20 protein-coding genes are annotated in these 23,024 nt (G+C 61.1%); 10 read left to right on the forward strand and 10 right to left on the reverse strand.

Features of this window, described 5'->3' with window-relative positions; translation table 11 throughout:
- Window positions 1-74: 74 nt before the first annotated feature.
- Window positions 75-2,372: a heavy metal translocating P-type ATPase gene (locus P3M64_RS06350; protein ID WP_207893130.1), complete on the reverse strand. Its 2,298-nt coding sequence runs from the start codon at window positions 2,370-2,372 to the stop codon at window positions 75-77.
- 182 nt (window positions 2,373-2,554) lie between these two features.
- Between P3M64_RS06350 and P3M64_RS06355 the strand changes: the two genes are divergently transcribed.
- The gene (locus P3M64_RS06355; protein WP_132938702.1) at window positions 2,555-2,995 is read left to right on the forward strand and encodes a MerR family transcriptional regulator; all 441 of its coding nucleotides are present in this window, start codon (window positions 2,555-2,557) and stop codon (window positions 2,993-2,995) included.
- Between the two features lie 82 nt (window positions 2,996-3,077).
- Here P3M64_RS06355 and P3M64_RS06360 read toward each other — a convergent pair whose 3' ends face one another.
- The 4 genes from P3M64_RS06360 to P3M64_RS06375 form a co-directional block, all read right to left on the reverse strand.
- The gene (locus tag P3M64_RS06360; RefSeq protein WP_132938701.1) at window positions 3,078-3,851 is read right to left on the reverse strand and encodes a dienelactone hydrolase family protein; all 774 of its coding nucleotides are present in this window, start codon (window positions 3,849-3,851) and stop codon (window positions 3,078-3,080) included.
- 196 nt (window positions 3,852-4,047) lie between these two features.
- Entirely contained in the window at window positions 4,048-4,341 is a 294-nt protein-coding gene (rpmB, locus tag P3M64_RS06365) for a 50S ribosomal protein L28 (RefSeq protein WP_132938700.1), read from the reverse strand.
- A gap of 175 nt (window positions 4,342-4,516) precedes the next feature.
- Window positions 4,517-5,731, reverse strand: a complete 1,215-nt coding sequence (locus tag P3M64_RS06370; protein ID WP_132938699.1) for an NADP-dependent isocitrate dehydrogenase — start codon at window positions 5,729-5,731, stop codon at window positions 4,517-4,519.
- Window positions 5,732-6,000: 269 nt separating this feature from the next.
- Window positions 6,001-6,585, reverse strand: coding sequence for an LOG family protein (locus P3M64_RS06375; RefSeq protein WP_132938698.1), 585 nt, complete (start codon window positions 6,583-6,585; stop codon window positions 6,001-6,003).
- A 294-nt stretch (window positions 6,586-6,879) separates the two neighbouring features.
- Between P3M64_RS06375 and P3M64_RS06380 the strand changes: the two genes are divergently transcribed.
- The 5 genes from P3M64_RS06380 to P3M64_RS06400 all read left to right on the forward strand — a co-directional run bounded on the left by P3M64_RS06380 (window position 6,880) and on the right by P3M64_RS06400 (window position 11,174).
- Complete coding sequence (locus tag P3M64_RS06380) at window positions 6,880-7,338, forward strand: c-type cytochrome (protein WP_132938697.1); 459 nt, start codon at window positions 6,880-6,882, stop codon at window positions 7,336-7,338.
- A gap of 32 nt (window positions 7,339-7,370) precedes the next feature.
- A complete protein-coding gene (locus P3M64_RS06385) occupies window positions 7,371-8,360 on the forward strand; it encodes a cytochrome c (RefSeq protein ID WP_132938696.1) in 990 nt (329 codons plus the stop codon).
- A 160-nt stretch (window positions 8,361-8,520) separates the two neighbouring features.
- A complete protein-coding gene (locus tag P3M64_RS06390; RefSeq protein ID WP_132938695.1) occupies window positions 8,521-9,564 on the forward strand; it encodes a LysM peptidoglycan-binding domain-containing protein in 1,044 nt (347 codons plus the stop codon).
- A gap of 50 nt (window positions 9,565-9,614) precedes the next feature.
- The gene (locus tag P3M64_RS06395; protein ID WP_132938694.1) at window positions 9,615-10,343 is read left to right on the forward strand and encodes a phosphatidylserine decarboxylase; all 729 of its coding nucleotides are present in this window, start codon (window positions 9,615-9,617) and stop codon (window positions 10,341-10,343) included.
- 24 nt (window positions 10,344-10,367) lie between these two features.
- The gene (locus tag P3M64_RS06400; RefSeq protein WP_243644741.1) at window positions 10,368-11,174 is read left to right on the forward strand and encodes a CDP-alcohol phosphatidyltransferase family protein; all 807 of its coding nucleotides are present in this window, start codon (window positions 10,368-10,370) and stop codon (window positions 11,172-11,174) included.
- A gap of 15 nt (window positions 11,175-11,189) precedes the next feature.
- Here P3M64_RS06400 and P3M64_RS06405 read toward each other — a convergent pair whose 3' ends face one another.
- The 4 genes from P3M64_RS06405 to P3M64_RS06420 all read right to left on the reverse strand — a co-directional run bounded on the left by P3M64_RS06405 (window position 11,190) and on the right by P3M64_RS06420 (window position 16,876).
- Window positions 11,190-14,387, reverse strand: coding sequence for an efflux RND transporter permease subunit (locus tag P3M64_RS06405; protein ID WP_132938693.1), 3,198 nt, complete (start codon window positions 14,385-14,387; stop codon window positions 11,190-11,192).
- A gap of 4 nt (window positions 14,388-14,391) precedes the next feature.
- Window positions 14,392-15,540, reverse strand: a complete 1,149-nt coding sequence (locus tag P3M64_RS06410) for an efflux RND transporter periplasmic adaptor subunit (RefSeq protein ID WP_132938692.1) — start codon at window positions 15,538-15,540, stop codon at window positions 14,392-14,394.
- A complete protein-coding gene (locus P3M64_RS06415; RefSeq protein WP_132938691.1) occupies window positions 15,537-16,085 on the reverse strand; it encodes a PadR family transcriptional regulator in 549 nt (182 codons plus the stop codon). The genes P3M64_RS06410 and P3M64_RS06415 overlap by 4 nt, the downstream gene beginning before the upstream one ends.
- A gap of 113 nt (window positions 16,086-16,198) precedes the next feature.
- Window positions 16,199-16,876, reverse strand: coding sequence for a hypothetical protein (locus P3M64_RS06420; protein WP_207893129.1), 678 nt, complete (start codon window positions 16,874-16,876; stop codon window positions 16,199-16,201).
- A gap of 10 nt (window positions 16,877-16,886) precedes the next feature.
- On the opposite strand from P3M64_RS06420, the gene P3M64_RS06425 reads away from it, so the two are divergent.
- A complete protein-coding gene (locus P3M64_RS06425; protein WP_132938690.1) occupies window positions 16,887-18,233 on the forward strand; it encodes an MATE family efflux transporter in 1,347 nt (448 codons plus the stop codon).
- Between the two features lie 55 nt (window positions 18,234-18,288).
- Window positions 18,289-18,711, forward strand: coding sequence for a VOC family protein (locus tag P3M64_RS06430; RefSeq protein ID WP_132938689.1), 423 nt, complete (start codon window positions 18,289-18,291; stop codon window positions 18,709-18,711).
- A gap of 23 nt (window positions 18,712-18,734) precedes the next feature.
- Here P3M64_RS06430 and P3M64_RS06435 read toward each other — a convergent pair whose 3' ends face one another.
- Window positions 18,735-19,091, reverse strand: coding sequence for a DUF1491 family protein (locus tag P3M64_RS06435; protein WP_132938688.1), 357 nt, complete (start codon window positions 19,089-19,091; stop codon window positions 18,735-18,737).
- Between the two features lie 77 nt (window positions 19,092-19,168).
- Here P3M64_RS06435 and P3M64_RS06440 point away from each other — a divergent pair, with 77 nt between their 5' ends.
- Window positions 19,169-19,591 (forward strand): HIT domain-containing protein, encoded by a 423-nt coding sequence (locus tag P3M64_RS06440; RefSeq protein ID WP_165886274.1) that lies wholly within the window; start codon window positions 19,169-19,171, stop codon window positions 19,589-19,591.
- 507 nt (window positions 19,592-20,098) lie between these two features.
- Complete coding sequence (locus tag P3M64_RS06445) at window positions 20,099-23,023, forward strand: molybdopterin oxidoreductase family protein (protein WP_132938686.1); 2,925 nt, start codon at window positions 20,099-20,101, stop codon at window positions 23,021-23,023.
- Window position 23,024 lies beyond the last annotated feature (1 nt).

Consider the following 23,024-nt stretch of genomic DNA (forward strand, 5'->3'; position numbering starts at 1 on the left):
CATTTTCCGACACGCGCGCCTCCCCCACCCGCGCACAGGAACAGGAACAGGCACAAGCGATTTTCTTTTTCGCCTCAACGCGTTCTTAAAAGGCGCAACGCGTTCGCCACGACGAGAAGAGACACCCCGACATCCGCGGCGATCGCACTCCACAACGTGGCGAATCCGGTGAAGGCCAGGACGACGAAGACCACCTTGACGCCCAGCGAGAAGCCGATGTTCTCGCGGATGATGGCGATCGTCCGCCTGGAATGGCGGACGAGCCACGGCAATTTTGACAAATCGTCGGTCATAAGCGCGATGTCGGCGGTCTCGATAGCCGCGTCGCTGCCGATGGCGCCCATGGCGATCCCGAAGCTCGCCCGCGCCATCGCCGGGGCGTCGTTGACGCCGTCCCCAACCATGGCGACCGCGCCGTATTTCGAGACGAGATCTTCCACAACCGCGACCTTGTCCTCGGGAAGCAGTTCGGCGCGGACCTCGTCGAGGCCGACTTCGCGCGCGATCGCGTCGGCGGTTGCGCGATTGTCTCCGGTCAACATGATCAGGTGAGCAATCCCACAGTTTCTAAGCGCCTCGATCGCATCGCGGGCGACCGGACGGAGCGTATCGGCGATGGCGATCAAGCCGCAGACATGCGCCTCATTACCGATCGCCACGACCGTGCGTCCCGCACGCGCGAGCGTTTTGGCCCGCTCGCCGACCCCTGCCGTCGCCTGGCCGCGCTCGAGAAGATAGCGGTGTGAACCAAGCCAGAACGCCTCGTCCCCAATTCGACCGGTGAGCCCCTTGCCGAGCAAGACTTGAACCCTCTCGGCGGGATTCGCCTCTACCCCGATTTTTTCGGCGTAATCGACAATCGCCCGCGCCAGCGGGTGCGTACTGCGCGCCTCCAGAGCGGCGGCCCGCTCCAGAAGCTCCCGCTCCGTATGCCCGTTAAACGGAACCACGCCGACCACCGCCGGCTGCCCGCGCGTCAGCGTGCCGGTCTTATCGAAGGCGATGGCCTTGAGGTGAGCCGGTTGTTCGATGTAGGCGCCGCCTTTGATGAGTACGCCCTGGCGCGCGGAGGCCGCCAGCGCCGAGACGATGCTGACCGGCGTGGAGATCACCAGGGCGCAGGGGCAGGCGATCACGAGCAGGACAAGCGCGCGGTAAAACCAGTCGTTCCACGCGCCGCCGAACACGAGAGGCGGGATCAAAAACACAGCGACCGCCAGTACGATGACCGTGGGCGTGTAGATCCGGGCGAATTTCTCGACCCATTGCTCGGCACTGGCGCGGCGGCTATGGGCCTCCTCGATGAGGCGGATGATGCGCGCCAGCGTCGTGTCCTCGGCGGCCTTGGTGCTCTCGGCCTCCAGCGCCCCCTCGCCGTTGATCGTACCGGCAAAGATTTCTCCGCCAGGCTCCTTGAGAACCGGGACGCTTTCCCCCGTGATCGGCGCCTGGTTAACGGTACTCACGCCCGAGACGATCCGACCGTCAAGGGCGATCCTCTCGCCCGGCTTGACGATGAAGCGCGATCCGACCGGCGCCTCGGCCGCCGGGACCTCTCTCTCCTCGCCGGCGCCGAGATTCAAACGCACGACCGGCGGTGCAAGGTCGAGAAGCCCAGCGATGGCGCGCCGGGCGCGAGCCACGCTCCAGCTCTCCAAGAGCAGTGACAGGGCGAATAGAAAACTGACGGTCGCCGCCTCGAACCACTCACCGATCCCGGCCGCGCCCATGACCGCGATCACCATCAGCAGGTTCATGTCCGGCCGCAGCGCCCGGGCCGCATACCAGGCCTTCACGACCACGTAGCGCGCGCCGAAGATGATGGCGAGGGCGTAGGCGACGACCTCGGGCAGCGGCATCGCCTGCCCGTCGTGATCGGCGAAGAGCCGCAGGGCTTCCGCAAAACCACCGGCCAGCCAGACATGCAGGCCCAGCCCGGCGAGTACCGAGAGTCCACTAAGTCCCGTGAACCAAGATTGCATGCGATGACGCCGTTCGCTCGCCCGCTTAGTTTCTTCGTCGTCCCCGCGCCACTCCACGGCGCTCATGCCGGTCTTGCGCACGGCTTCGCGGACCTCTTCGGCGGACACCGGCTTTGCAGCTTCAAGCAGCATCATGCGCCCGTTCAGGACGTCGAAGGCGAGCCGGTCGTCCCCGCCGACAAGCGGGCCGACCACGCGGCGCAGGGCCGCGACCTCCTCGGCGCAGTCCAAACCTTGCACCTTGAACGCGTGGCGGTAGCGGGGCGCGTCGGCCGGTCCATCCGTTCTGCAATCGCCCGCCGATCCGCCGCCGCAACAGGCGGCTCCACTTAGGGGGGCGGGGATAGGTGGGTGTGTATGATCGGTGTGTTCTACGGCGCGCTGAGACATGGAATTTGCAACCTTCCGGCAAGAACATGCATAAACATTCGACTTCCCGCTTTCCGCCTCTCGCTTCTCGCCTCTCGCTTTCAACGGAAAATCAAGAAAGAACCTCACCTGGAATAGGCCGGATGAGCGTGCTATCTCTAGCATAGAAGCTATAGCCACTAGAAGTTCAAGGGGAAATTTCGATGCTGAACGACGACATGACGATCGGGCGCTTGGCGCGTGAAACGGGCTGCAAGGCGCCGACTATCCGCTATTACGAAGAAATCGGCTTGATGCCCCAGCCGTTTCGTACGGACGGAAACCAGAGGCGTTACGGATCACGTCACTTGGGGCGGTTGACCTTCATACGGCATGGCCGGGAGCTGGGCTTCTCATTGGATGCGATCAGAGAGTTCCTCAGCCTCGCGGACAATCCGGAGCAGCCCTGCGAGGCGGCGGACCGAATCGCGCGCGCGCAGCTTGAGGCCGTCGAGAGCCGAATCGCCCGGTTAAATGCGCTGAAGGTTGAACTCAAACGGATGATCGCGCAGTGCAAAGGAAAACGCATCTCCGAATGTCGTATCATAGAGGTCCTGGCCGACCATGGCGAATGCCTGCACGAAGACCATGCCAAATCCGTGTGACAAAATCCATGCGACCGGGTCCAACAGGGTTCATGTGAGCGACGCCAACCCCATCCTCCCGAAGAACGGAAAGATATCGCTCTTATTTCAGGTTTTCCTCGAAAAACGCCGTGGTGCGCCGCCAAGCCAGGGCGGCGGGGCCGGCGGCGTAGCTGTTGCCGGTAGGATTGGCGAAGGCGTGGTTGGCGTCGTACCAATAATCGGTGTAGGGTTTGCCCACCTCTTTCATCGTCGCCTCGAACTTGCCGACCATTTCGGCGTTGATCCACTTGTCCTGCTTGGCGAAGTGGCCGAGCACGGGGCCTTTCAGGCGCGCCAGTTGCTCCGCCGGGCGATCGACCTTGCCGTAATAGACCACCGTGGCGTCCACCGGACGCAGGATCGAGGCCATCAGCGACCATCCCCCGCCCAGGCACCAGCCCACCGTGCCGATCTTGCCGTTGCTTTGCGGGGCTTCCCCACTCAACCACGTCGTCCAGGCGGCGACGGTGTCCTTGGCGTCGTCCTCGTTAAGCGCCTGCATCGCGGCGCGCGCCTCGTCGGGCGTCGTCGCCACGACACCGCCATACAGATCCAGCGCCAGCGCGACGTAGCCCAAGTTGGCCAATTCGCGGGCCACCGATTTAATCTGATCGTTCAGCCCCCACCATTCGTGCACCAACAACACCGCCGGGGCGCGGGACGCCGAGGGAAGCGCCAACGCGCCCTTGACGCGCCGCCCACGCACCGTGGTGACGGCGACGCTCTCAAGGCTCTCGCCCGCCGCCTTGGCCAACAGGGGATCGGAGAGCACCGCCGCCAGCGGCATCCCGGCGGCCAATCCTTGAACCACACGGCGTCGTGTCACATCACGCATTGCATCGCCTCCACCTTGAAACCATCGCCCACCCTTGCGGTGGGTGCGGATCTCGTTTCACCTTTGTTATTATCGTAATTCCAGAACAAAACAAACGCAACACGATCATTCGATAACGCTAAAACAACCGTAACAGGAAACACAAAAAGGCCCGAACCATTCGGTCCGGGCCTTTTAAAACGGAAGAACGCAGAATTTACGCGGCGGCCTTGACTTGCGCCCGCTTGATCCGCCGTTTGATTTTAAGCGCTTCGTCGCTCAATTTCAGGTTGGACGTTCCCAACAAATAGCCGTCCAGCCCGCCATTGTGTTCGATGCTGCGCAAGGTGTGCGCACACAGACGAAGACGCACCGTCGCACCGAGGCTTTCGCTCATCAGCGAGGAGACTTGCAAATTGGGCAGGAAACGGCGACGGGTCCTGTTGTGAGCGTGGCTCACGTTGTTACCCGTCTGAACGCCTTTGCCGGTCAGGGCGCAACGTCTTGCCATTTTACGTATCCTTATTTCTAAAAACTGTTCAGGGCCTCCGTACGACACGGCGGCGGCCCCAATTGGGCGGTTTTGTACGGGACCCAGCCGCCCACGTCAAGAGGGAATGGCGCGTGCGCGGAAACTTTCCACACCACCCCAACCGCAAAGACGCGAGCGGCGGTAACAACCAGCCCTACTTCATTTCCTTTTGCAGGTTCTCGTCGAGTTTGGCGAGGAACTGCTGGGTCGTCATCCAGTGTTGGTCGGGACCGATCAAAAGCGCCAAGTCCTTGGTCATGCAACCCGCTTCGACGGTTTGAACACAAACCTTTTCCAACGCCTCGGCGAAATCGACGACATCCTGCGTACCGTCGAAACGGCCGCGATAGGCCAACCCCTGGGTCCAGGCGAAGATCGAGGCGATCGGATTGGTCGAGGTTTCCTTGCCTTGCTGGTGCTGGCGATAATGGCGGGTCACGGTGCCGTGGGCGGCTTCCGCCTCGACCGTTTCACCGTCGGGCGTGAGCAGAACCGAGGTCATCAGCCCCAACGAGCCGAAGCCCTGGGCCACCGTGTCGGATTGAACGTCACCGTCGTAATTCTTGCACGCCCAGACGAAACCGCCATCCCACTTCAGCGCCGAGGCCACCATGTCGTCGATCAAACGGTGTTCGTAAACGATGCCCTTGGCCGCGAAACGATCCTTGAATTCCGCGTCGAAGACCTCTTGGAACAGGTCCTTGAAGCGACCATCGTAAGCCTTGAGGATGGTGTTCTTGGTCGAAAGATAGACCGACCAACCGACGCTGAGGCCGTAATTCAGGCACGAGCGCGCGAAGCCGCGAATACTTTCATCCAAGTTGTACATCGCCATCGCGACGCCGCCGCCCGGAAAATCGAAAACTTCACGTTCGATCGCCTCGCCGCCGTCCTCGGGAACGAACTTCAAGGTGAGTTTCCCCTTGCCGGGAACGACGAAGTCGGTGGCGCGGTACTGATCGCCAAAAGCGTGGCGACCGATCACGATCGGCTTGGTCCAGCCCGGCACCAAACGCGGCACGTTCTTGCAGATGATCGGCTTGCGAAACACGGTGCCGCCGATGATGTTGCGTATCGTCCCGTTGGGCGAACGCCACATGCTTTTCAGGCCGAATTCATCGACCCGCGCCTCGTCGGGAGTAATCGTCGCGCATTTCACGCCGACACGATATTTTTTAATCGCCTCGGCGGCGTCGATGGTGATCCGGTCGTCCGTCTTGTCGCGACTTTCGATGCCGAGGTCGTAATATTTCAAATCAATATCGAGATAGGGCAGGATCAACTTGTCTTTGATGAACGCCCAAATAATCCGAGTCATTTCGTCGCCGTCAAGCTCGACGACGGGATTGGCAACCTTAATTTTGGCCATCGTATTTCTCACTCCCGGAAGGGGTTGCTATGGACGTCCGCCGGGGTGCGCCCCGGAGCGCCGTCATTCATCATCGTGATGAGAGCATGAACACTGCGCCCCAACCACTGCGCCTTGCGCGTATGAAACAGATTCCCGCGTCTGCGGGCCGGCGAAAACTGCCTTCGGACGGCGCAAACATACCGATTCACGCCCGAATTGGCAAGAACACAGCGGCCAAGGTGGAAAATTCATGCCGCGACGAAGAGCTAAGCGGCGAAGGAACCCGCTCAAAGATGGTCGGTGAGAACGATTTTTTTCGGCTCGGGCTGGCGCGCCATAACGTCGAAAATATCGTCCACCCCATCGACGATGCTGATCAATTCTTTCGCCGCGGGATGGGCGAAGCCGGCGTCGATGATGGCGTCGATCATCGACGCAAAAGGATCCCAATAACCCTCCACGTTGACCAGGACGATCGGCTTTTTATGCAGTTGCAGTTGTTTCCACGTCAAAATTTCGAACGTTTCGTCCAACGTGCCCAAACCGCCCGGCATGATGACGAAGCCGTCGGCGCGCTCGAACATGGTGCGTTTTCTCTCGTGCATGCTTTCGACGACAATCAATTCATCGACATCGGGGTTGCCGACCTCGTACTGCAACAAGAATTCGGGGATGACTCCGGTCACCTTACCGCCGCCTTGCAAGACCGCCGCGGTCAAACACCCCATGATGCCAATTCCGCCGCCGCCATAAACCAGACGCACGCCGCGCGCGCACAGCATCGCCGCCAATTTTTCGGCGGCCAGCGCGTAAGCTGGGTTTTGTCCCGTCTTCGATCCACAAAAAACACATAGCGATGATATCGTCGTCATGAAGAGCCTTCCTCATCCTTCCCCGCCTCTCGCGCCGAGCCTGCGCGGCGGACCCCGTTGCTGCGATCACGATAATGTGATTGCGATTGTGCGGTTCCTATCGTATTTCGCGTGACTTTAAGGTGTATTGCAATTTACTGATACACGGGTCAGATTGGTTTCGTTCCAATTCTTGGTAACGCCGGTTCACTGTACCGCCGGTTCGTCGTCGCGCCCATCATATTTTGGCTGAAACGCCCAAAGGCGCGCCACGGTGGACAGGCATCCGTTCGAGCATAGGGAGTCCCATACGTCATGAAAATACGCATCGTCACCTTCGCCATTCTCGCCGTATCCGCCCTCAGCATCGGCGCGGCGACCTTCGCCCGGGCCGACGACGCCGGAGAAATCGCATATCGCAAAGCCGTCATGTCATCCATCGGAGGGCATATGGCGGCGATGGCGACGATCATCAAAAAAGCCGGAGGCCAACCCGCCGACCTCGCGGTACACGCCGACGGCATCGCCGCGCTGTCGAAAATCGCCGGGCACATTTTTCCCGAAGGCTCCGAGTTTGGCGACACCGCCGCCCTGCCCGCGATCTGGGACAAGCCCGATGAATTCAAAAAGGCCCTGAGCGCCTTCCAGACCGCCGCCGCCCATCTGTCGAAAGTCGCCGACGGTGGCGATATGCAAGCTTTCGGCCCCGCTTTCGGCGGTCTGGCCAAAGCCTGTAAGGGATGCCACGAAAACTTCCGCGAGAAGAAGCAATAACGCATCTCACCATCCCCGATAGAGGGTAGCCCATGCGCGTTTTTCCTCGCGCCGCTCGGCGGCGGACAGTGGTTTCCCGTGTGGCCGGAATTTTTATTTTGGCCGCGTCCACCTATGGCCTTGTTCTTGACGCGGTCGCCCAAGACCCCGAGCCGGCCTTTGCCGGCGCGCCGGGGGCGACGGCCGCGGCGCGCGGGCGCTATCTCGCCGCCGCCGCGGGCTGCGAAGGCTGTCACACCGACAAGGCCTCCCATGGGGCGCCCTTTGCCGGGGGGCGCGCCTTTAAGACGCCCTACGGAACGTTTTACAGCCCCAACATCACCCCGGACCCCGCGCACGGCATCGGCGCCTGGTCGCAAACCGATCTTGTTCGCGCTCTACGCCAGGGGATCGGCCCGAAGGGTCGGCATTTCTATCCGGTGTTCCCCTACCCCGCGTTCACCTTGATGACGACGCGAGACATGGCCGATATCTACGCTTACCTGCGCAGCCTCGCCCCGCAACCGCGAAAAAACCGTCCCCACGATCTCAAATTCCTCTACACCTTCCGCTCGGCGATGTTTTTTTGGAACGCCTTATACCTACACAAAGGCCCGATGGCGGCCGACCCCGGCCATGACGCCCGCTGGAATCGCGGCGCGTACCTCGCCCGCGCCCTCGGCCATTGCGACGCGTGCCACACCCCCAGAAACGCCCTCGGCGGCAAGAACGAGGCGATGGCCTACGCCGGGACGAAAAGCAATCCCGAGGGCGTCGCCGTGCCCAATATCACCAGCGACCACAAAACGGGCATCGGCAAATGGAGCGCCGGCGACCTAAAGATGCTGTTCCAAATCGGCATGTTGCCCGACGGCGACTTCGTCGGCGGCGTGATGGCGGAAGTCGTCACCCGCGAAACATCGAAGTTGAGCGGCCCCGATCTTGACGCCCTGATCGCCTATGTAAAGAGCATTCCGGCGATTAAAAACACCATTTCCAAGACGAAAAAACCGTCCGCCGACAGCGCAAATTCCTGGCAATAGCGAAGCCCTCCCCCGTAGGCTTCGTCGTTGCATCCCTCGATGCGGCGTATTAGTGTTAGGGACATTTTAAACGCGCGCCCGGAACGGTCGCGCCTTGGGGCGTCGCCATGGCGCTTTTTCCGGCTTCGAACCTGTTTTTCGCTTTGGAATTGGGGGCACCTTGAATAAACCTTTGTGGGTCGCAGTCGCGGGCGTCACCGTGATCGCCATCGCAATCGGCATCAATTTCGCCCTTTGGCGGGCCGAACAGTCCGATGTCGTCCCTCCCCGCGCCCCAGACCAACAAACGTCAAGCGCCACGACGACCCCCCAGGTCCGCGTGCACGGGCCGACCTTCGATGTCGTGCGGGTCAACCCCAAGGGCGACGCGGTGATCGCCGGACGCGCGGCGCCCGGATCGACGGTAGTCATCCTCGACGGAAACACGGAAATCGGACGCGTCGTCGCCGACGACCACGGCGAATGGGTCTACGTTCCCGGCAAACCGCTGTCTCCCGGCAAGCGCGAATTGGGCTTACGCATGGAAATCCCAGGCAAGAAGCCCGTGCTCTCCGACCAGGTCGTGATGTTGATGGTGCCCGAACGCAGCAAAGATCTGGCGGGAAAGGACGCCCGTGGATCGCAGGCCCTGGCCCTGATGATGCCCAGAAACGGTCAAGGACCCAGCACAATTTTGCAAAAACCCGTGGGGCCGGCGGCGATCCCCTCACCCTTGGGCCTGGACGCGGTGGAATACGCCGACAAGGGAACGGATAAAACGATTGCGCTCAGCGGCGTCGGCGACACCCCGGGAAACGACATCGTCATTACCGGACACGCCCCCGCAAACGCCACGGTCAATGTCTATCTGGACAATACCTTTATCGGTCAGGTTCATGCCGACGCCAACGGCGTTTGGCGCCTTAAACCCACGAAACCTGTCAAGCCGGGGATGTACACGCTGCGCATCGATCAGGTCGACGCCAAAGGCAAGGTCCTGGCGCGGATGGAATTTCCGTTTTCGCGCACCCAGACCGACACCCGTGCGTTGAAGCCCGGATCGTTCGTCGTCGTCCAGCCGGGCAACAGCCTATGGCGGTTGGCGCGCAGAACCTATGGCGAGGGCGTTTTGTATTCGACGATTTATCAGGCCAACACCGATCAAATCAAGGACCCGAACCTGATTTACCCCGGCCAGGTTTTCACTTTGCCTGAAACCCGGTAGAACGGCGCGGTCGGGCGTCCCCCGGGACGCGTTTTGAACCCAAATGAAGCATGATACATGATAAAGGAACCGAACACGTGATTCCCGGCGACCCCCTCAGGAGTGTTCTTATCCCAATCAACCGGGAAGGTTGGCCCTTCATCCTTCTTTTCGCCGTTATTTCGCTTGGGCTTGGCTTGATCGCCGCTCCGCTCGGATGGTTGGGCGCGATCTTGACCCTGTGGTGCGTATATTTTTTTCGCGATCCCGAGCGGGTCACCCCGATTCGCGACGGTCTGATCATCTCACCCGCCGACGGCGTCGTTCAGTTGATCGACGTGGCCACGCCGCCGCCGGAATTGGAAGTGGGCGACAGCCCCCGACCACGGGTTTGCATTTTCATGAATGTCTTTAACGTCCACGTCAACCGCGCCCCGGCGGGGGGCGTCATCACCAAGATCGCCTATCGGCCGGGAAAATTTCTCAACGCCTCGTTCGACAAGGCCAGCGTCGATAACGAACGGCAAAGCCTGGCGATGCGCACCGACGATGGCGCCGACATTATCTTTGTTCAAATTGCCGGCCTTGTCGCCCGGCGCATTGTTTGTCAGGTCGAAGAAGGTCAAAGCATCAAAGCCGGACAACGTTTCGGACTGATCCGATTCGGCTCGCGGGTTGACGTCTATCTCCCCGAAGGGACCTCGCCGATGGTCTGCCCGGGTCAAATCGCCGTCGCCGGAGAAACCATCATCGCCGATTTGACCACAAGCGAAGCACCCCGCGAAGGCGACGTGCGATAATTTTAAGTACAGGATCCCTCTTTCGTGCAAAGACCACGCCGCGCCCGCCTCTCTCTTAATAAAATGATCCCCAACATGCTGACGCTGATCGCGCTCAGTTCCGGGCTGACCGCGATCCGCTTCGCCTACGAGGCGCGTTGGGAACACGCCGTGCTGGCGATCCTCGTCGCCGCCGTCCTGGACGGCCTGGACGGGCGCATCGCGCGCCTGATGAAAGGCACCAGCCGGTTCGGCGCGGAGCTCGATTCGTTGTCGGATTTTGTCTGTTTCGGAGTCGCGCCGCCGTTCATGCTCTATTTCTGGACCCTAGACGCCCTGGGCCGCTTCGGCTGGCTGTTGGTGCTGGCCTACGCCGTCAGCATGGTGCTGCGGCTGGCCCGTTTCAACACCGCGATCGACGACGCCGAAGCGCCGGCCTGGGCGACCGCATTTTTTACCGGCGTCCCCGCTCCGGCGGGCGCGGGTTTGATTCTGTTGCCGATGATCCTGTCGTTCCAGGTCGGCGAAACGGTGATGCGAAACCCCGAATTCGTGGCCGCCTTCGTCGTCGTCGTGGCCGCCTTGCTGGTGAGCCGTCTGCCGACCTATTCACTAAAAAAAGTCAAGCTGACGCCGTCGATGATCCTTCCCGTCATGCTCGGCGTCGGCATTACCATCGCGTCGCTGATGAGCGTACCCTGGCTCACGCTTTCGATCATCCTGTTCGCTTATCTGATCAGCTTCCCTTTCAGCTATCGCACGTACCGGGCGATGGAGCGCCGCCTTGGCGCACGCGCGCGAACGGGCGACGCGCCGAATGAAGGCGATGACGAGGACGCGAACGACGACTGATCCGAGGCGCGCCGATTACGGCGTTGGGGTCCCGCGGTCCTCGGACGCGCCTCCGGTTCCGTTTTTTATCGCCTTGTCGCGCCGACGTCTTTCGCGCCACGCCCGCACGTTGGCGCGCACCATCAGCGCCGAGGGCGTCACCACCAGGGTCAGGACGGTCGAAAACGTCAACCCGAAAACGATCGCGATCGACAGCTGGCTCCACATCTGCGTGGACGGTGCGCCCACCGAAACATCGCGCGCCATGAAATCGATGTTGACGCGAAACACCATCGGCAACAATCCCAAGATGGTGGTGATGCTGGTCAACATCACCGGGCGCAGACGTTGCGCGCCGGTACGTAAAATGGCGTCCATCGCCGATGCGGTGGTCGTGGATAGGTGATCGAAGGTGTCAATCAGGACGATGTTGTTGTTGACCACGATCCCCGCCAACGCGATGACGCCGATGCCGCTCATGACGATCCCGAAAGGATGGCCCGTCACCAGCAAGCCGATGAACACCCCGATCGTTGACATGATCACCGCGGAGAGAATTAAAAACGCCGAATAAAAGCTGTTGAACTGGGTCACCAGGATGATCGCCATGATAAACAGCGCTACCGCGAACGCCTTTTTCAGAAAGGCGCTGGCGTCTTTTTGATCCTTGTCCTCACCCTTGAAGGTAATGTCAACGCGCGGATCGAATCCGGCCTTGGCGACCCAGGCGCGCAATGTCTTCAACTTGGCGCTCGCCAATACGCCTTCGCGGACGTCGGCCTTTATCGTCAAGACCCGCTTGGCGTCAACCCGCGATAGGGTGCTGACGCGCGGCTCGGCGACGCGGGTGACGAAATTGCTGAGCGGCACCGCACCACCGCCGGTCTCAAGGCGAATATGATCAAGTTCCGATAGGGTGCGATCGCGGGCAGGATAGCGGGCGCGAATATCGATCTCATCGTCGGAATCGTTGGGCCGGTAACTGCCCAATTTAACCCCCGTGCTGGCCATGCGAATGGCGCTGCCGATCTGGCTGATGGTGACGCCGAACTTCGCCGCCTGGCCACGATCGACCTTGAACACCCAGTCGATGCCGGGCAGCGGGCGCGAATCCTCGATATTCATCAGGCCGTCCATGCCCGCCATGAAGGCGCGGGTTTTCTTGACCGCGTCCGGCAACAATTCGGGAAAGCGTGATGAAAATTGTATCTGGATCGGCTTGCCGACCTGAGGTCCCGTCTGGCGCTTGACTTGATCGATGACGATGCCCGCGATGTCCTTGGTGCGCGCCGTGATAGCGTCCTGGATTTGCTGCACCGGGGGGCGCTTGTCCCAATCCTTGAATTCGATAAAGATGGTGCCGATGGTATCTTCGGGGGCGTTGTTGGCGGCCCCGCCGGAACCGGCCCCGGTACGGGTATACACCGAACGCACGCCGGCAACTCCGAAAATTCGGTTTTCCACCTTGCGCATCAGGGCGTCTTGCTCGTAAATCGACAAATTGCCCCGGGCGCGGACCAAGACCTGCTCGACCTCGGGCTCCACATTGGGGAAAAATTCGACCCCCTTGCCGAAAAAGCCATAGGCGACCTGGACCCCGACCAGGACGGCGACGGCCGCCGCCAAGACCCAGGCCGGGCGGCGCAGGGCGCGACGCAAAACATCCAAGTACCAGCCGGTAAAGCCGCCGACATCTTCCAGGTGGCCGCTCTCGCCGCCGGCGATGGCGCGCATGGCGGCCTGACTGGCGGCCCCCGGCTTGCCGATATAGGCCCCCAGGGTGGGCACGAAAATAAGCGCCATCACCAGCGACGCACTGAGCACGATCACCAGGGTGATCGGCAGATATTTCATAAACTCGCCAACTATGCCGGGCCAGAACATCAGCGGCAAAAACGCCGCCAGGGTCGTCGCCGTCGAGGCGATAATCGGCCACGCCATGCGTTTGGCGGCCATGGCGTAGGCCACTTTGCGCGTTTCGCCCTCGGTCATTTTTCGATCGGCGAACTCGGTCACCACGATGGCCCCGTCAACCAGCATCCCCACCGACAAAATCAATGCGAACAGCACCACGGTGTTAAGCGTCATGCCGAACATCGCAATGACCAAGATGCCGCTCAAGAACGAACCCGGAATGGATATGCCGACCAAAATCGACGAACGCACCCCGAGGGCCGCGATCACCACCACCATGACCAGGACGATCGCGCTTAGGACATTGTTTTTAAGGTCGTTCAGCCACGTCTTGACCTGCTTCGATTTGTCTTGAGAATAACCGATGTGCACCGCGCGCCGCACATTGGCGGGCCAATTTTTGCTTTCGGCGTTGATTGCGGCGTGGACCTGGTTCACCGTATCGATGATGTTGGCGCCCAAGCGTTTGGATATCTCAAGGGCCACCGTCGGGCGGCCGTTGACCCTTGCGAACGAGGTCGGGTCTTTATAACTGCGCCGGATATCGGCGATGTCGCCGAGGCGGACCACGGCGTCGCCCTTGACCTTGACCGGCAACGCCGCGATGTCGCCCAGGGTTTCCAGAAGCCCGGGGACTTTCAGGGAAAAACGCCCGTGGCCGGTATCCTGAAAGCCCGCCGCCACCAAAAGGTTCGAGCTTCGCACCAACGCCGCCGCCTGATCGGGCGACAGGCCATAACTTTCCACACGCGCAGGGTCGATGACGATTTCGATTTGCTCGGTGCGGTCGCCGGCGATATTGGCCTCAAGGACCGGGGTCAATCCCTCGATCCGATCCTTCAGGTCGCGCCCCAGCTTGAGCAGCGCCCGTTCCGGCAGGTCGCCCGACAACGTCGCCACGACAACGGGAAACAGGCTGATGTTGATTTCCTTAACCGTCGGATCGTCGGTGCCGTCGGGCAGTTTCGACTTCGCGGTATCGACCCTGTCGCGCGTGTCGCGCAGCGCCTTATCGGCGTTAAAGCCGGCTTCGAATTCAAGCACGATGGAGGCGCCGCCCTGATAGGCGCGCGAACGCATTTCCTTGAGCCCCTCGACGGAACGCACCTCCTGTTCGATCGGACGGAGCAATAGGCGTTCGGCGTCTTCCGGCGAAATTCCTTCGTGCGTGATGCCCACGATAATGTAGGGAATTTTGATATCCGGTTCGGCTTCTTTCGGAATTTCGACGAACGCCACCGTGCCCGCAATCAACAACAGGACCAGCGTGGCGATGACCGTTCGCGAACGACTGAAGGCGGCGTCTATGAGGGCTTTCATGCTGTTATCCGGCTCCCGCCGCAGATGCAAAAACGGGCTGTACGGTCTCGCCGACCTTGACGAATTCCTGCCCGACCGTGATCACGGTGACGGTGTCGGGCAGTCCCGCGACCCACATTCCTTTGGTCGTATCGGTGGTCATGCGCACGGGATAGAACACCACCCGATTATTCCCATCCACGGCTTTAATTCCAACCTCGCCCTTATCCGACAACGTCAGCAACGCCGGAGACAGATGCTGGACGCGACGCGATTTTAAAGGCAACGACAGTTGCGCCGTCATGCCGCCGGCCAACCGTCCGACGGCCTCGCCAAGCGACGGTTGGCCCGTGGCGTCAACGACGGCTTCGACGCGGAAGGTGCGTGTCGAAGGCTCGGCGATCCTCGAAACATAACTGACCCGAGCGGCCATGTGCGCACCGTCGGGCAGCGTCACCTCGACCGGACCTCCCATCACGACGTGCGCGGCGTCCCGCTCGGAGACCTCGCCCACAACCTTGATCCCTGCGCTGTCGATAACCGTCGCCACCGGCGCGCCGACCGCCAGATAATCGCCGACCTCGACGGGCAGCGCATCCACGTAGCCCGCGAACGGCGCCTTGATCGCGGTACGCAGAAGGTCCAGCCGCGCCGCCGCCACTTGGGCGCGGGCGGCCTCCAAGTCGGCTTTCGCCTCGGCGACCTTAAGGGTCGAACGGTAGCCCTGCTTGGACAACTGACGGGCCGCCTTCTCGGCGATGGTGCGTTCATTGAGCAAAGCCTCGCCCTGGGCCAAGCGCGCCGGTCGATCGTCCGCGGCGAGGCGGACCAAAAGCGCGCCCGCATCTACTTTTTGCCCTTTAAGTACGGGCACGGCGCTGACCGTTCCCTTGGTTTCGGCCCGGATTACCACGGTACGCAGCGCTTCGGTCTCGCCGTTGAGGACCAATTGCGACGACCGCTCTTGAGCGTGCAGGGTCTGCGCCATCACCCGGGGCGGCGGGACGGTTTGGGAGGCGATTTGTTTTTGCGGCGCGTTCTTGCCGCCCACCATCCCCGAGGCGACCCAGCCGCCGGCCACGACCACCACCACGACGGCGAGAAGGTACGAGCGGGGAACCCTGCGCAGAAACCGAGGTCCCCGCGACGCCATTTCCTGGGAACGATCGCTCATCGGCCCGCCTCCTCGTGCGCATCGTCACCAAGCAAGTCGGCGCGGTGGGTTTCCATGTAGGTCACGACCGCTTCATAGATCGCCTGACCGACCCCGCAGATGAAGCGTGGGCCGTCGCCCATCGCCTCGCAGGGGTGATCGCTCCCGTGCGCCTTGAGACACGCCGCCCGCTGACGGTGATCATCGAGATAGGCGTCGAAGACGTCCTTGAGGTGTTGCTTGTCCATCATCTCGGAGAAAAAAAACATGAACATGGTTTCGGAACGAATTTTATCCGGCCCCGGCATCTCCTTCAGCGCCTCGGCGAACAGCGCGCGCCCGGTCGGCGTTATCGAATAGACCTTTTTGTCGGGACGACCGTGCTGTTCCATTTCCACGCAATCGACCAATCCTTGCGCGCTCAATTGGCCGAGCGCGGGATAGATCGACCCGAAACCGGCGCCGTAAAAATCGGAAAAGCGCCCGTCTTCGAACTGTTTGCGAATTTCATAACCGCTGGCGTCGCCCAGCGTCAGTACTCCCAGACACAATATTTTCGCATCCATGCGCGCGGGCTCCCCTCGCTTCCGCCTTCAATATAACGATTCGATATAAAATAGGACGATATATATCGTGTCAATATATATTACGGAATATACCGCGAAGCCGGGGCGCGTCATCAAAGCGGGTTTTCATCATCCTTGTCGGAAGGCGCCGCGGAACCCTCCCCACTTTCCCGCCGGCGCACCCCTTCGCGGTAGCCTTCGCCGTCGCCGAATTCCGAAAAGCGCGCATAGCGGGCGTGGGGGTCGGCGATCTTGCGCGCGTGCTTGATCGGGCACCAGCGCTGCTCGGTACGGCTGGCGATCTCGCGCACGTAGGCGATCACCCCATTGGCGTAACCGCAATACAGGCAATTCAGTTTTTCCACCGTATTGAGATACGCCAGATGATGCCGGTCCATGGCGATGAACGCCTCCCTGGGCACCTTGGCGATGCCGTAAACGGGAAAGCAGACCATTTGATAAACCGTCGTAAATCCGTCGAGCAGGGCGATCGGGAGGATCAGCCCATAAATAAACGGCGCGGTAAGAAAAGAACTGACCCGGGAATGGCGCCAAAAGTGGAGCATCCCCTGTTTGAGGCGGCGCTGTCGGGCCAGGGCTTCGGCTTCGAAACGCACCTTCTTTTTTTCGATCGAAAATGCAAATTTTTCGCGCTGCTTGCCGAATTCCCGCTCCAGATCCGCCTGTAGGGCGTTCATTTTTTCGAGGATCGTCTCGATCGTTTCGTGCATCGAACTCTCCGCATTGGGGAAATTAAAGACGGCTTGGCCCAGCGGCGCAAAGCATGTCATGGTGCGGTCCATGATGGCTATTAAAAAGCGCACGCGTCCCACCCCTGGAACCGAGAACTGGAACCGCCGGATATGGTCCCTCGCCGGACCGATTATCCTGTCCAACGTCTCGGTACCCTTGTTGGGCGCGGTGGATACCGCCGTCGCCGGACGCCTGCCCGGTCCCCAGGCCATCGGCGCCGTCGCCATCGGGGCCTTGGTGTTCAATTTCATCTATTGGGGCTTCGGTTTTTTGCGCATGGGAACCAGCGGGTTCACCGCCCAGGCCAAGGGCGCGGGCGATCACGACGAAGTGCGCGCGGTGCTGGCGCGCGCCGTGATACTGGCGCTCGCCCTGGGCGTCGGCGTAACCCTGCTGCAAGTCCCCATCGCCGAGCTCGCCTTCGGCTTGATTAAAACCGGCCACGAGGTCGAAACGATGGCCCGCACCTATGTCGCGGTGCGCATCTGGGGCGCGCCCGCCGCGCTTGTCAATTACGCCTTTTTGGGTTGGTTCATCGGCATGCAGAACACCCGCGCCGCGCTTTATCTGCAAGTGGCCATGAACCTGCTCAACGTCGCCCTCGACATCCTGTTCGTGCCGGTGATGGGCATGGGGGTCGAGGGCATCGCCGTCGCCACCTTAATCTCGGAGATTTGCGCCGCCCTGTTGGCGCTGTGGATCATACGCGCGCCGCTTCGGGCGCTCGGCGGGGTGTGGGTGCGCCGGCGCATTTTCGATCTCGCCCAACTGCGCCGCATGGCGGCGGTCAACGGCGATATTTTCGTTCGCACCTTAGGACTGATCGGCGCCTTCGCCCTGTTCACGGCGATGTCGGCGCGGATGGGGGCGATGGTTCTGGCGGCGAACACGATTTTGCTCAATTTTCAAAGCATCATGGCCTACGCTCTGGACGGCTTCGCCCACGCCGCCGAGGCGCTGAGCGGCCTGTTCGTCGGCGCCCGCGACCGTACCCGTTTTCGCCGCGCGGTGAAGGTTTCCAGCCTGTGGGCGTTCGCCTTCGCCCTCGTCTTTTCCGCCTTTTACGCCGTCATGGGGCCGTCTCTGATCGCCTTGATGAGCACCGACGCCCAGGTTCGCGAAACGGCGGGACGGTATCTGCCCTGGCTCGCGGCGTCGCCTCTGATTTCGGTGTGGAGCTTTCAGTTGGACGGCATCTTCATCGGCGCGACCCGGACCCGCGCGTTGCGCAACGCGATGGTCGCCTCGGTCATCGTGTACGCCGCCTGCGTGTTCTATTTCATGGACATGCTGGGCAATCACGGCCTGTGGTTGGCGTTCATGGTGCTGATGGTGTTGCGCGCCGTCACCTTGCTGATCCCCTATCCGGCGTTGGTGCGTTCGATATCTCCTTGACGGACAGCCCCCGCATGCATGCTCATGACCACACCCTCCAGACGAAAGGTTCCCAATGCCCGACACGCCGCCCTTTCACCTCGCCTTTCCGGTTCACGACCTCGATCTGGCCCGCCGTTTTTATGTCGGCGTCCTGGGTTGCGGCGTCGGTCGCGAGAACAGCCATTGGATCGATTTCGATTTCTGGGGCCATCAGGTCGTCGCCCATCTGACCGAAGGCGGCCCCGGGGACGTGGCGGAAAATCCGGTGGACGGCCACCAGGTGCCGTCGCGGCACTTCGGCGTCGTCCTCGGCTGGGACGACTGGCATCGCTTGGCCGACAAACTAAAGGCCGCCGAACTGACCTTCATCGTCGCCCCTTATATTCGCTTTCAAGGCAAGGTCGGCGAACAGGCGACGATGTTCGTGCGCGACCCCAGCGGCAACGCCCTGGAATTCAAAAGCTTTAAAAACGGCGACCAGATGTTCGCCAAATAATATCGTACCCCCGTCCACTAGGGTCAGGACACAACCGCGCCGTCCGGGGTGAAGACGCCGCGCGCATCCTCGACCTCGATCGCCCAGACGTCGGGGTCGATGTCCCGTTCGCGGCGGATGTAGTCGTCGCAGGCCATTTCCTGGGCGCGGGCGTCATCGCCCGCCTTATCGCCGCCCGCGACCGCCATCCACGCCGCCGCCCCCTCCGGGGTGCGCACCTGGGCGTACAGTCGGCAACCGGCGGCGAAGCGGTTATGCTTGACCAGAACCGCGCCGCCATCGACGTCGCCCTTGGCGATCACCATCACCGGCACGCCCTGCGCTTCGTAACGGCGGATCATCGCCGCCACCCATATTTCCGTTTTCAGCCGCGCCGACATACTCTCTTTTCCCCGTGGGCGTTCTCGCGCACTGTGTATATACCGCTTTACGCGCCCTCATGAGGAATTTTAAGCCCATGTTCCAGATCGACAAAACACTCGAAGCCGATAGCGTTCCCGTCGCCACGCTGGCGCTGTGCCGGGTGCGGCTGATCCGCGACGCGGCCTATCCCTGGCTGATCCTGGTCCCCGCGCGCGCGCGGATGCGCGATATCGACGACCTCGCGCCCGCCGACCAAGGCCTGCTGACGGCCGAAATCTCCCTGGCGTCGCGGACCCTCAAGGCGCTGTTCGTCCCCGACAAAATCAACGTCGCCGCCCTGGGCAACGTGGTCGAACAGCTGCACGTCCACGTCATCGCCCGCTTCAAGAACGATGCCGCTTGGCCGCGCCCGGTTTGGGGGGTCGCGCCAATGCGCGATGACGACACGCTTCACGAAAAACGCCGGCGCGCCCTACAGACCGCGTTCGCCCGTCACGGCGATAAAGATTCCCCTTAAGAGGGCAGGACCGGCGGCCCGAATCGATGCGAAAAGAAGTCTTTCGAACGCCATGGCGCCACCACCTTCGGTGGAATTTATTGTTTATTCTTAAAGAATTAAAAATATTGGTATTACCGCCAACGTTCGGCAGCGCATGACCGAAGCATCCACCGGAGACAAAAAATCCCCCCAATAACAAAGGGCAATACCCTATATCTGAGATTTTTCTAATTTATACTTTCGTTATATATGTAAAATGCATTATGTAATGCACCGTGGTCGTTCTTCCATATTCGTGAGATAACGAATGGGAAAATCGACCGTCGGGGGAGTCATAATAATATCCGATGGGGGACGGGAGGAATCGCGGAACAGCACACCACTCGATCATACCGCGTGCGCACCCACGGAGCCTCCGGGCGAAAGCGTGCCGCGCCGGCGGATTCATCCGAAGCCCGCGCGATTCCCATCATGCAGGTTTTTTTACGGTGAAATGGGCGAAAACGCCCGTTGGAGACATTTTTGATGACTGAAGCGGGAAAACCGAAAACCGGCGGTTTTATCTTCGAGGACGCGCACGCCCACGATGACGACGTCGATCTGTCGCCGACCCTGGGCGACGAGGTTAAATACACCACCTGCTATATGTGCGCCTGTCGCTGCGGCATCAAGGTCTACCTCCAGGACGGCAAGGTGCGCTACATCCAGGGCAACCGCGACCATCCGATCAACAAGGGCGTGCTATGCGGCAAGGGATCGTCGGGAATCATGCAGCACTATTCCCCGGCGCGCTTGCAAAAGCCGCTCAAACGCGTCGGTCCGCGCGGCAGCGGCGAGTTCGAGGAAATCGAGTGGGACGAAGCCCTTGAGATCGCCACCCAACGTCTCAAGCACATCCGCGAAACCGATCCGAAAAAACTGGCGTTCTTCACCGGGCGCGACCAATCGCAAGCCACCACCGGATGGTGGGCGTCCATGTTCGGCACCCCCAACTACGCCGCCCACGGCGGATTTTGCTCGGTCAACATGGCCGCCGCCGGGCTGTATTCGATCGGCGGCGCGTTTTGGGAATTCGGCGAGCCCGATTGGGAGCACACCAAATACTTCATGATGTTCGGCGTCGCCGAGGATCACGATTCCAATCCGATCAAGATCGGCCTCGGCAAGATTAAGGAAAACGGCGCCAAGTTCGTCTCCATCAATCCGGTGCGCACCGGCTATTCGGCGATCGCCGACGAATGGGTCGGCATCCGCCCGGGGACCGATGGGCTGTTCGTGATGGCGCTGATGCACGAACTGCTCAAGGCGGGCAAGGTCGATATCCCCTATTTGTTGCGCTACACCAACGCGCCGTGGCTGGTGATTCAGGACCCCGGCGCGCCCGATCACGGCATGTTCGCGCGCGACGGCGACGGCCATCCCTTGGTGTGGAACATCAAGGACGAAAAGCTCACCGACGCCAACCGCATCGACATCGCCCCCGCCATGAGCGGCGAATATCCCCTTCCCGACGGCCGCAGCGCGGTGCCCGCGTTCCAATTGATGGCCGAACGCTACATGGACGACGCCTACGCCCCCGAAGCCGTGGCCGAGGCCACCGGCCTCGCCGCACAAGATATCAAGCGCATCGCCGCCGAACTGGCGCACGTCGCCTTCGAACAAGAAATCGAATTGGACATCGCATGGATCGACTGGGCCGGGCGCAAGCACCCAAAAATGATCGGCCGACCGGTCTCGATGCACGCGATGCGCGGAATTTCCGCCCACTCCAACGGTTTTCACACCTGCCGCGCCATCCATATTCTACAAATGTTGCTGGGTAGCATCGAGGTCCCCGGCGGCTTTCGCATCAAGGCGCCTTTTCCCAAACCGATCCCACCGACCAACAAGCCGACCGGCAAGCCCGATCACGTCGCCCCGGGAACCCATCTTCCGGGGATGGCGCTCGGCTTTCCGACCTCGCCCGAGGACCTGTTGCTCGACGACGACGGCAAACCGGTGCGCCTGGACAAGGCCTATAGCTGGGACTTCCCGCTGGCCAGTCACGGTTTGATGCACATGGTCATCCACAACGCCTGGGCAGGCGATCCCTACCCCATCGATACCCTAATGCTGTTCATGGCCAATATGAGCTGGAATTCGTCGATGAACACCTCGAAAGTGATCGAGATGTTGACGGACAAGGGCGAAGACGGCGAATACAAAATCCCCAACATCATTTATTCCGACGCCTATTATTCGGAAATGGTGCCCTACGCCGACCTGGTGCTGCCCGACACCACCTATCTGGAACGCTTCGACTGTATTTCCATGCTCGACCGGCCGATTTCCTCGGCCGAGAGCGCCGGGGATGCTATTCGCTATCCCGTGGTCCAACCCGACCGCGACGTGCGCGGCTTCCAAGAGGTCCTGCTCGACCTCGGCGCGCGGCTGCACTTGCCCGGCCTGGTGAACGACGACGGCACACCCAAGTATCCCGGAGGATATGCCGATTACATCGTCAATCACGAACGCCAACCGGGAATTGGGCTGCTCTCGGGCTGGCGCGGACAAAGCGCGACCGGCAATAAGTGCAAAGGACCGCCCAATCCCGACCAGATCAAGGAATACATCGCTCACGGCAGTTTCTGGCAGCACGAATTCCTTCTCGAACACACCTACTATAAAATGGCCAACAAAGGATATCTGGAGTGGGCCCACGACATGGGCTGCGTGACCTCGAAGGAACAGATCATCTTCAACTTGTATTCCGAAATCTTGCAAAGCTTCCGCCTGGCCGGGGAAGGCCACGGTAAAATCCAACCGCCCGAGGACAAACGCGAACGCATCAAACTCTATTTCGACCCCCTGCCGATTTGGTATACCCCGATCGAGGAAGAAATGAGCGATACCGCGCGCTATCCCTTCCATGCCCTGACCCAACGCCCGATGCACATGTACCATTCGTGGGGATCGCAGAACGCCTGGCTGCGCCAGATCATCGCCAAGAACCGCCTGTTCATTCATCGCGAGAAAGCCGCCGAGCTGGGCATCGCCGACGACGACTGGGTCTGGGTTTCCTCCGAGCACGGTCGCATCAAGGTGCAGGCCGGGCTGATGGACGGCGTCAACAAGGATACGGTATGGACCTGGAACGCCATCGGCAAGCGCGCCGGGGCCTGGATGCTCAGCGCCGACGCCAACGAATCGAAAGAGGGTTTCCTACTTAACCACCTGATCAGCGAGCTTTTGCCCGAACGGGGCGACGGCTATCGCTATTCCAATTCCGATCCGGTGACCGGCCAGGCGGCTTGGTTCGACGTCCGGGTGCGTATTGAAAAGGCCGCCGCCGCCGAATTTGGCGAAACTTTCCCGCGCTTCGACCCGGTAGACCATCCCAAGGGCATGAAAAAACCCGTCGATATCTCGTTTTACGGCGAGCACTTCCGCAAAGCGAGGGAGAGCAAGTAAG

It is taken from the genome of Varunaivibrio sulfuroxidans, from assembly GCF_029318635.1.
Taxonomy (GTDB): Bacteria; Pseudomonadota; Alphaproteobacteria; order Rhodospirillales; family Magnetovibrionaceae; genus Varunaivibrio; species Varunaivibrio sulfuroxidans.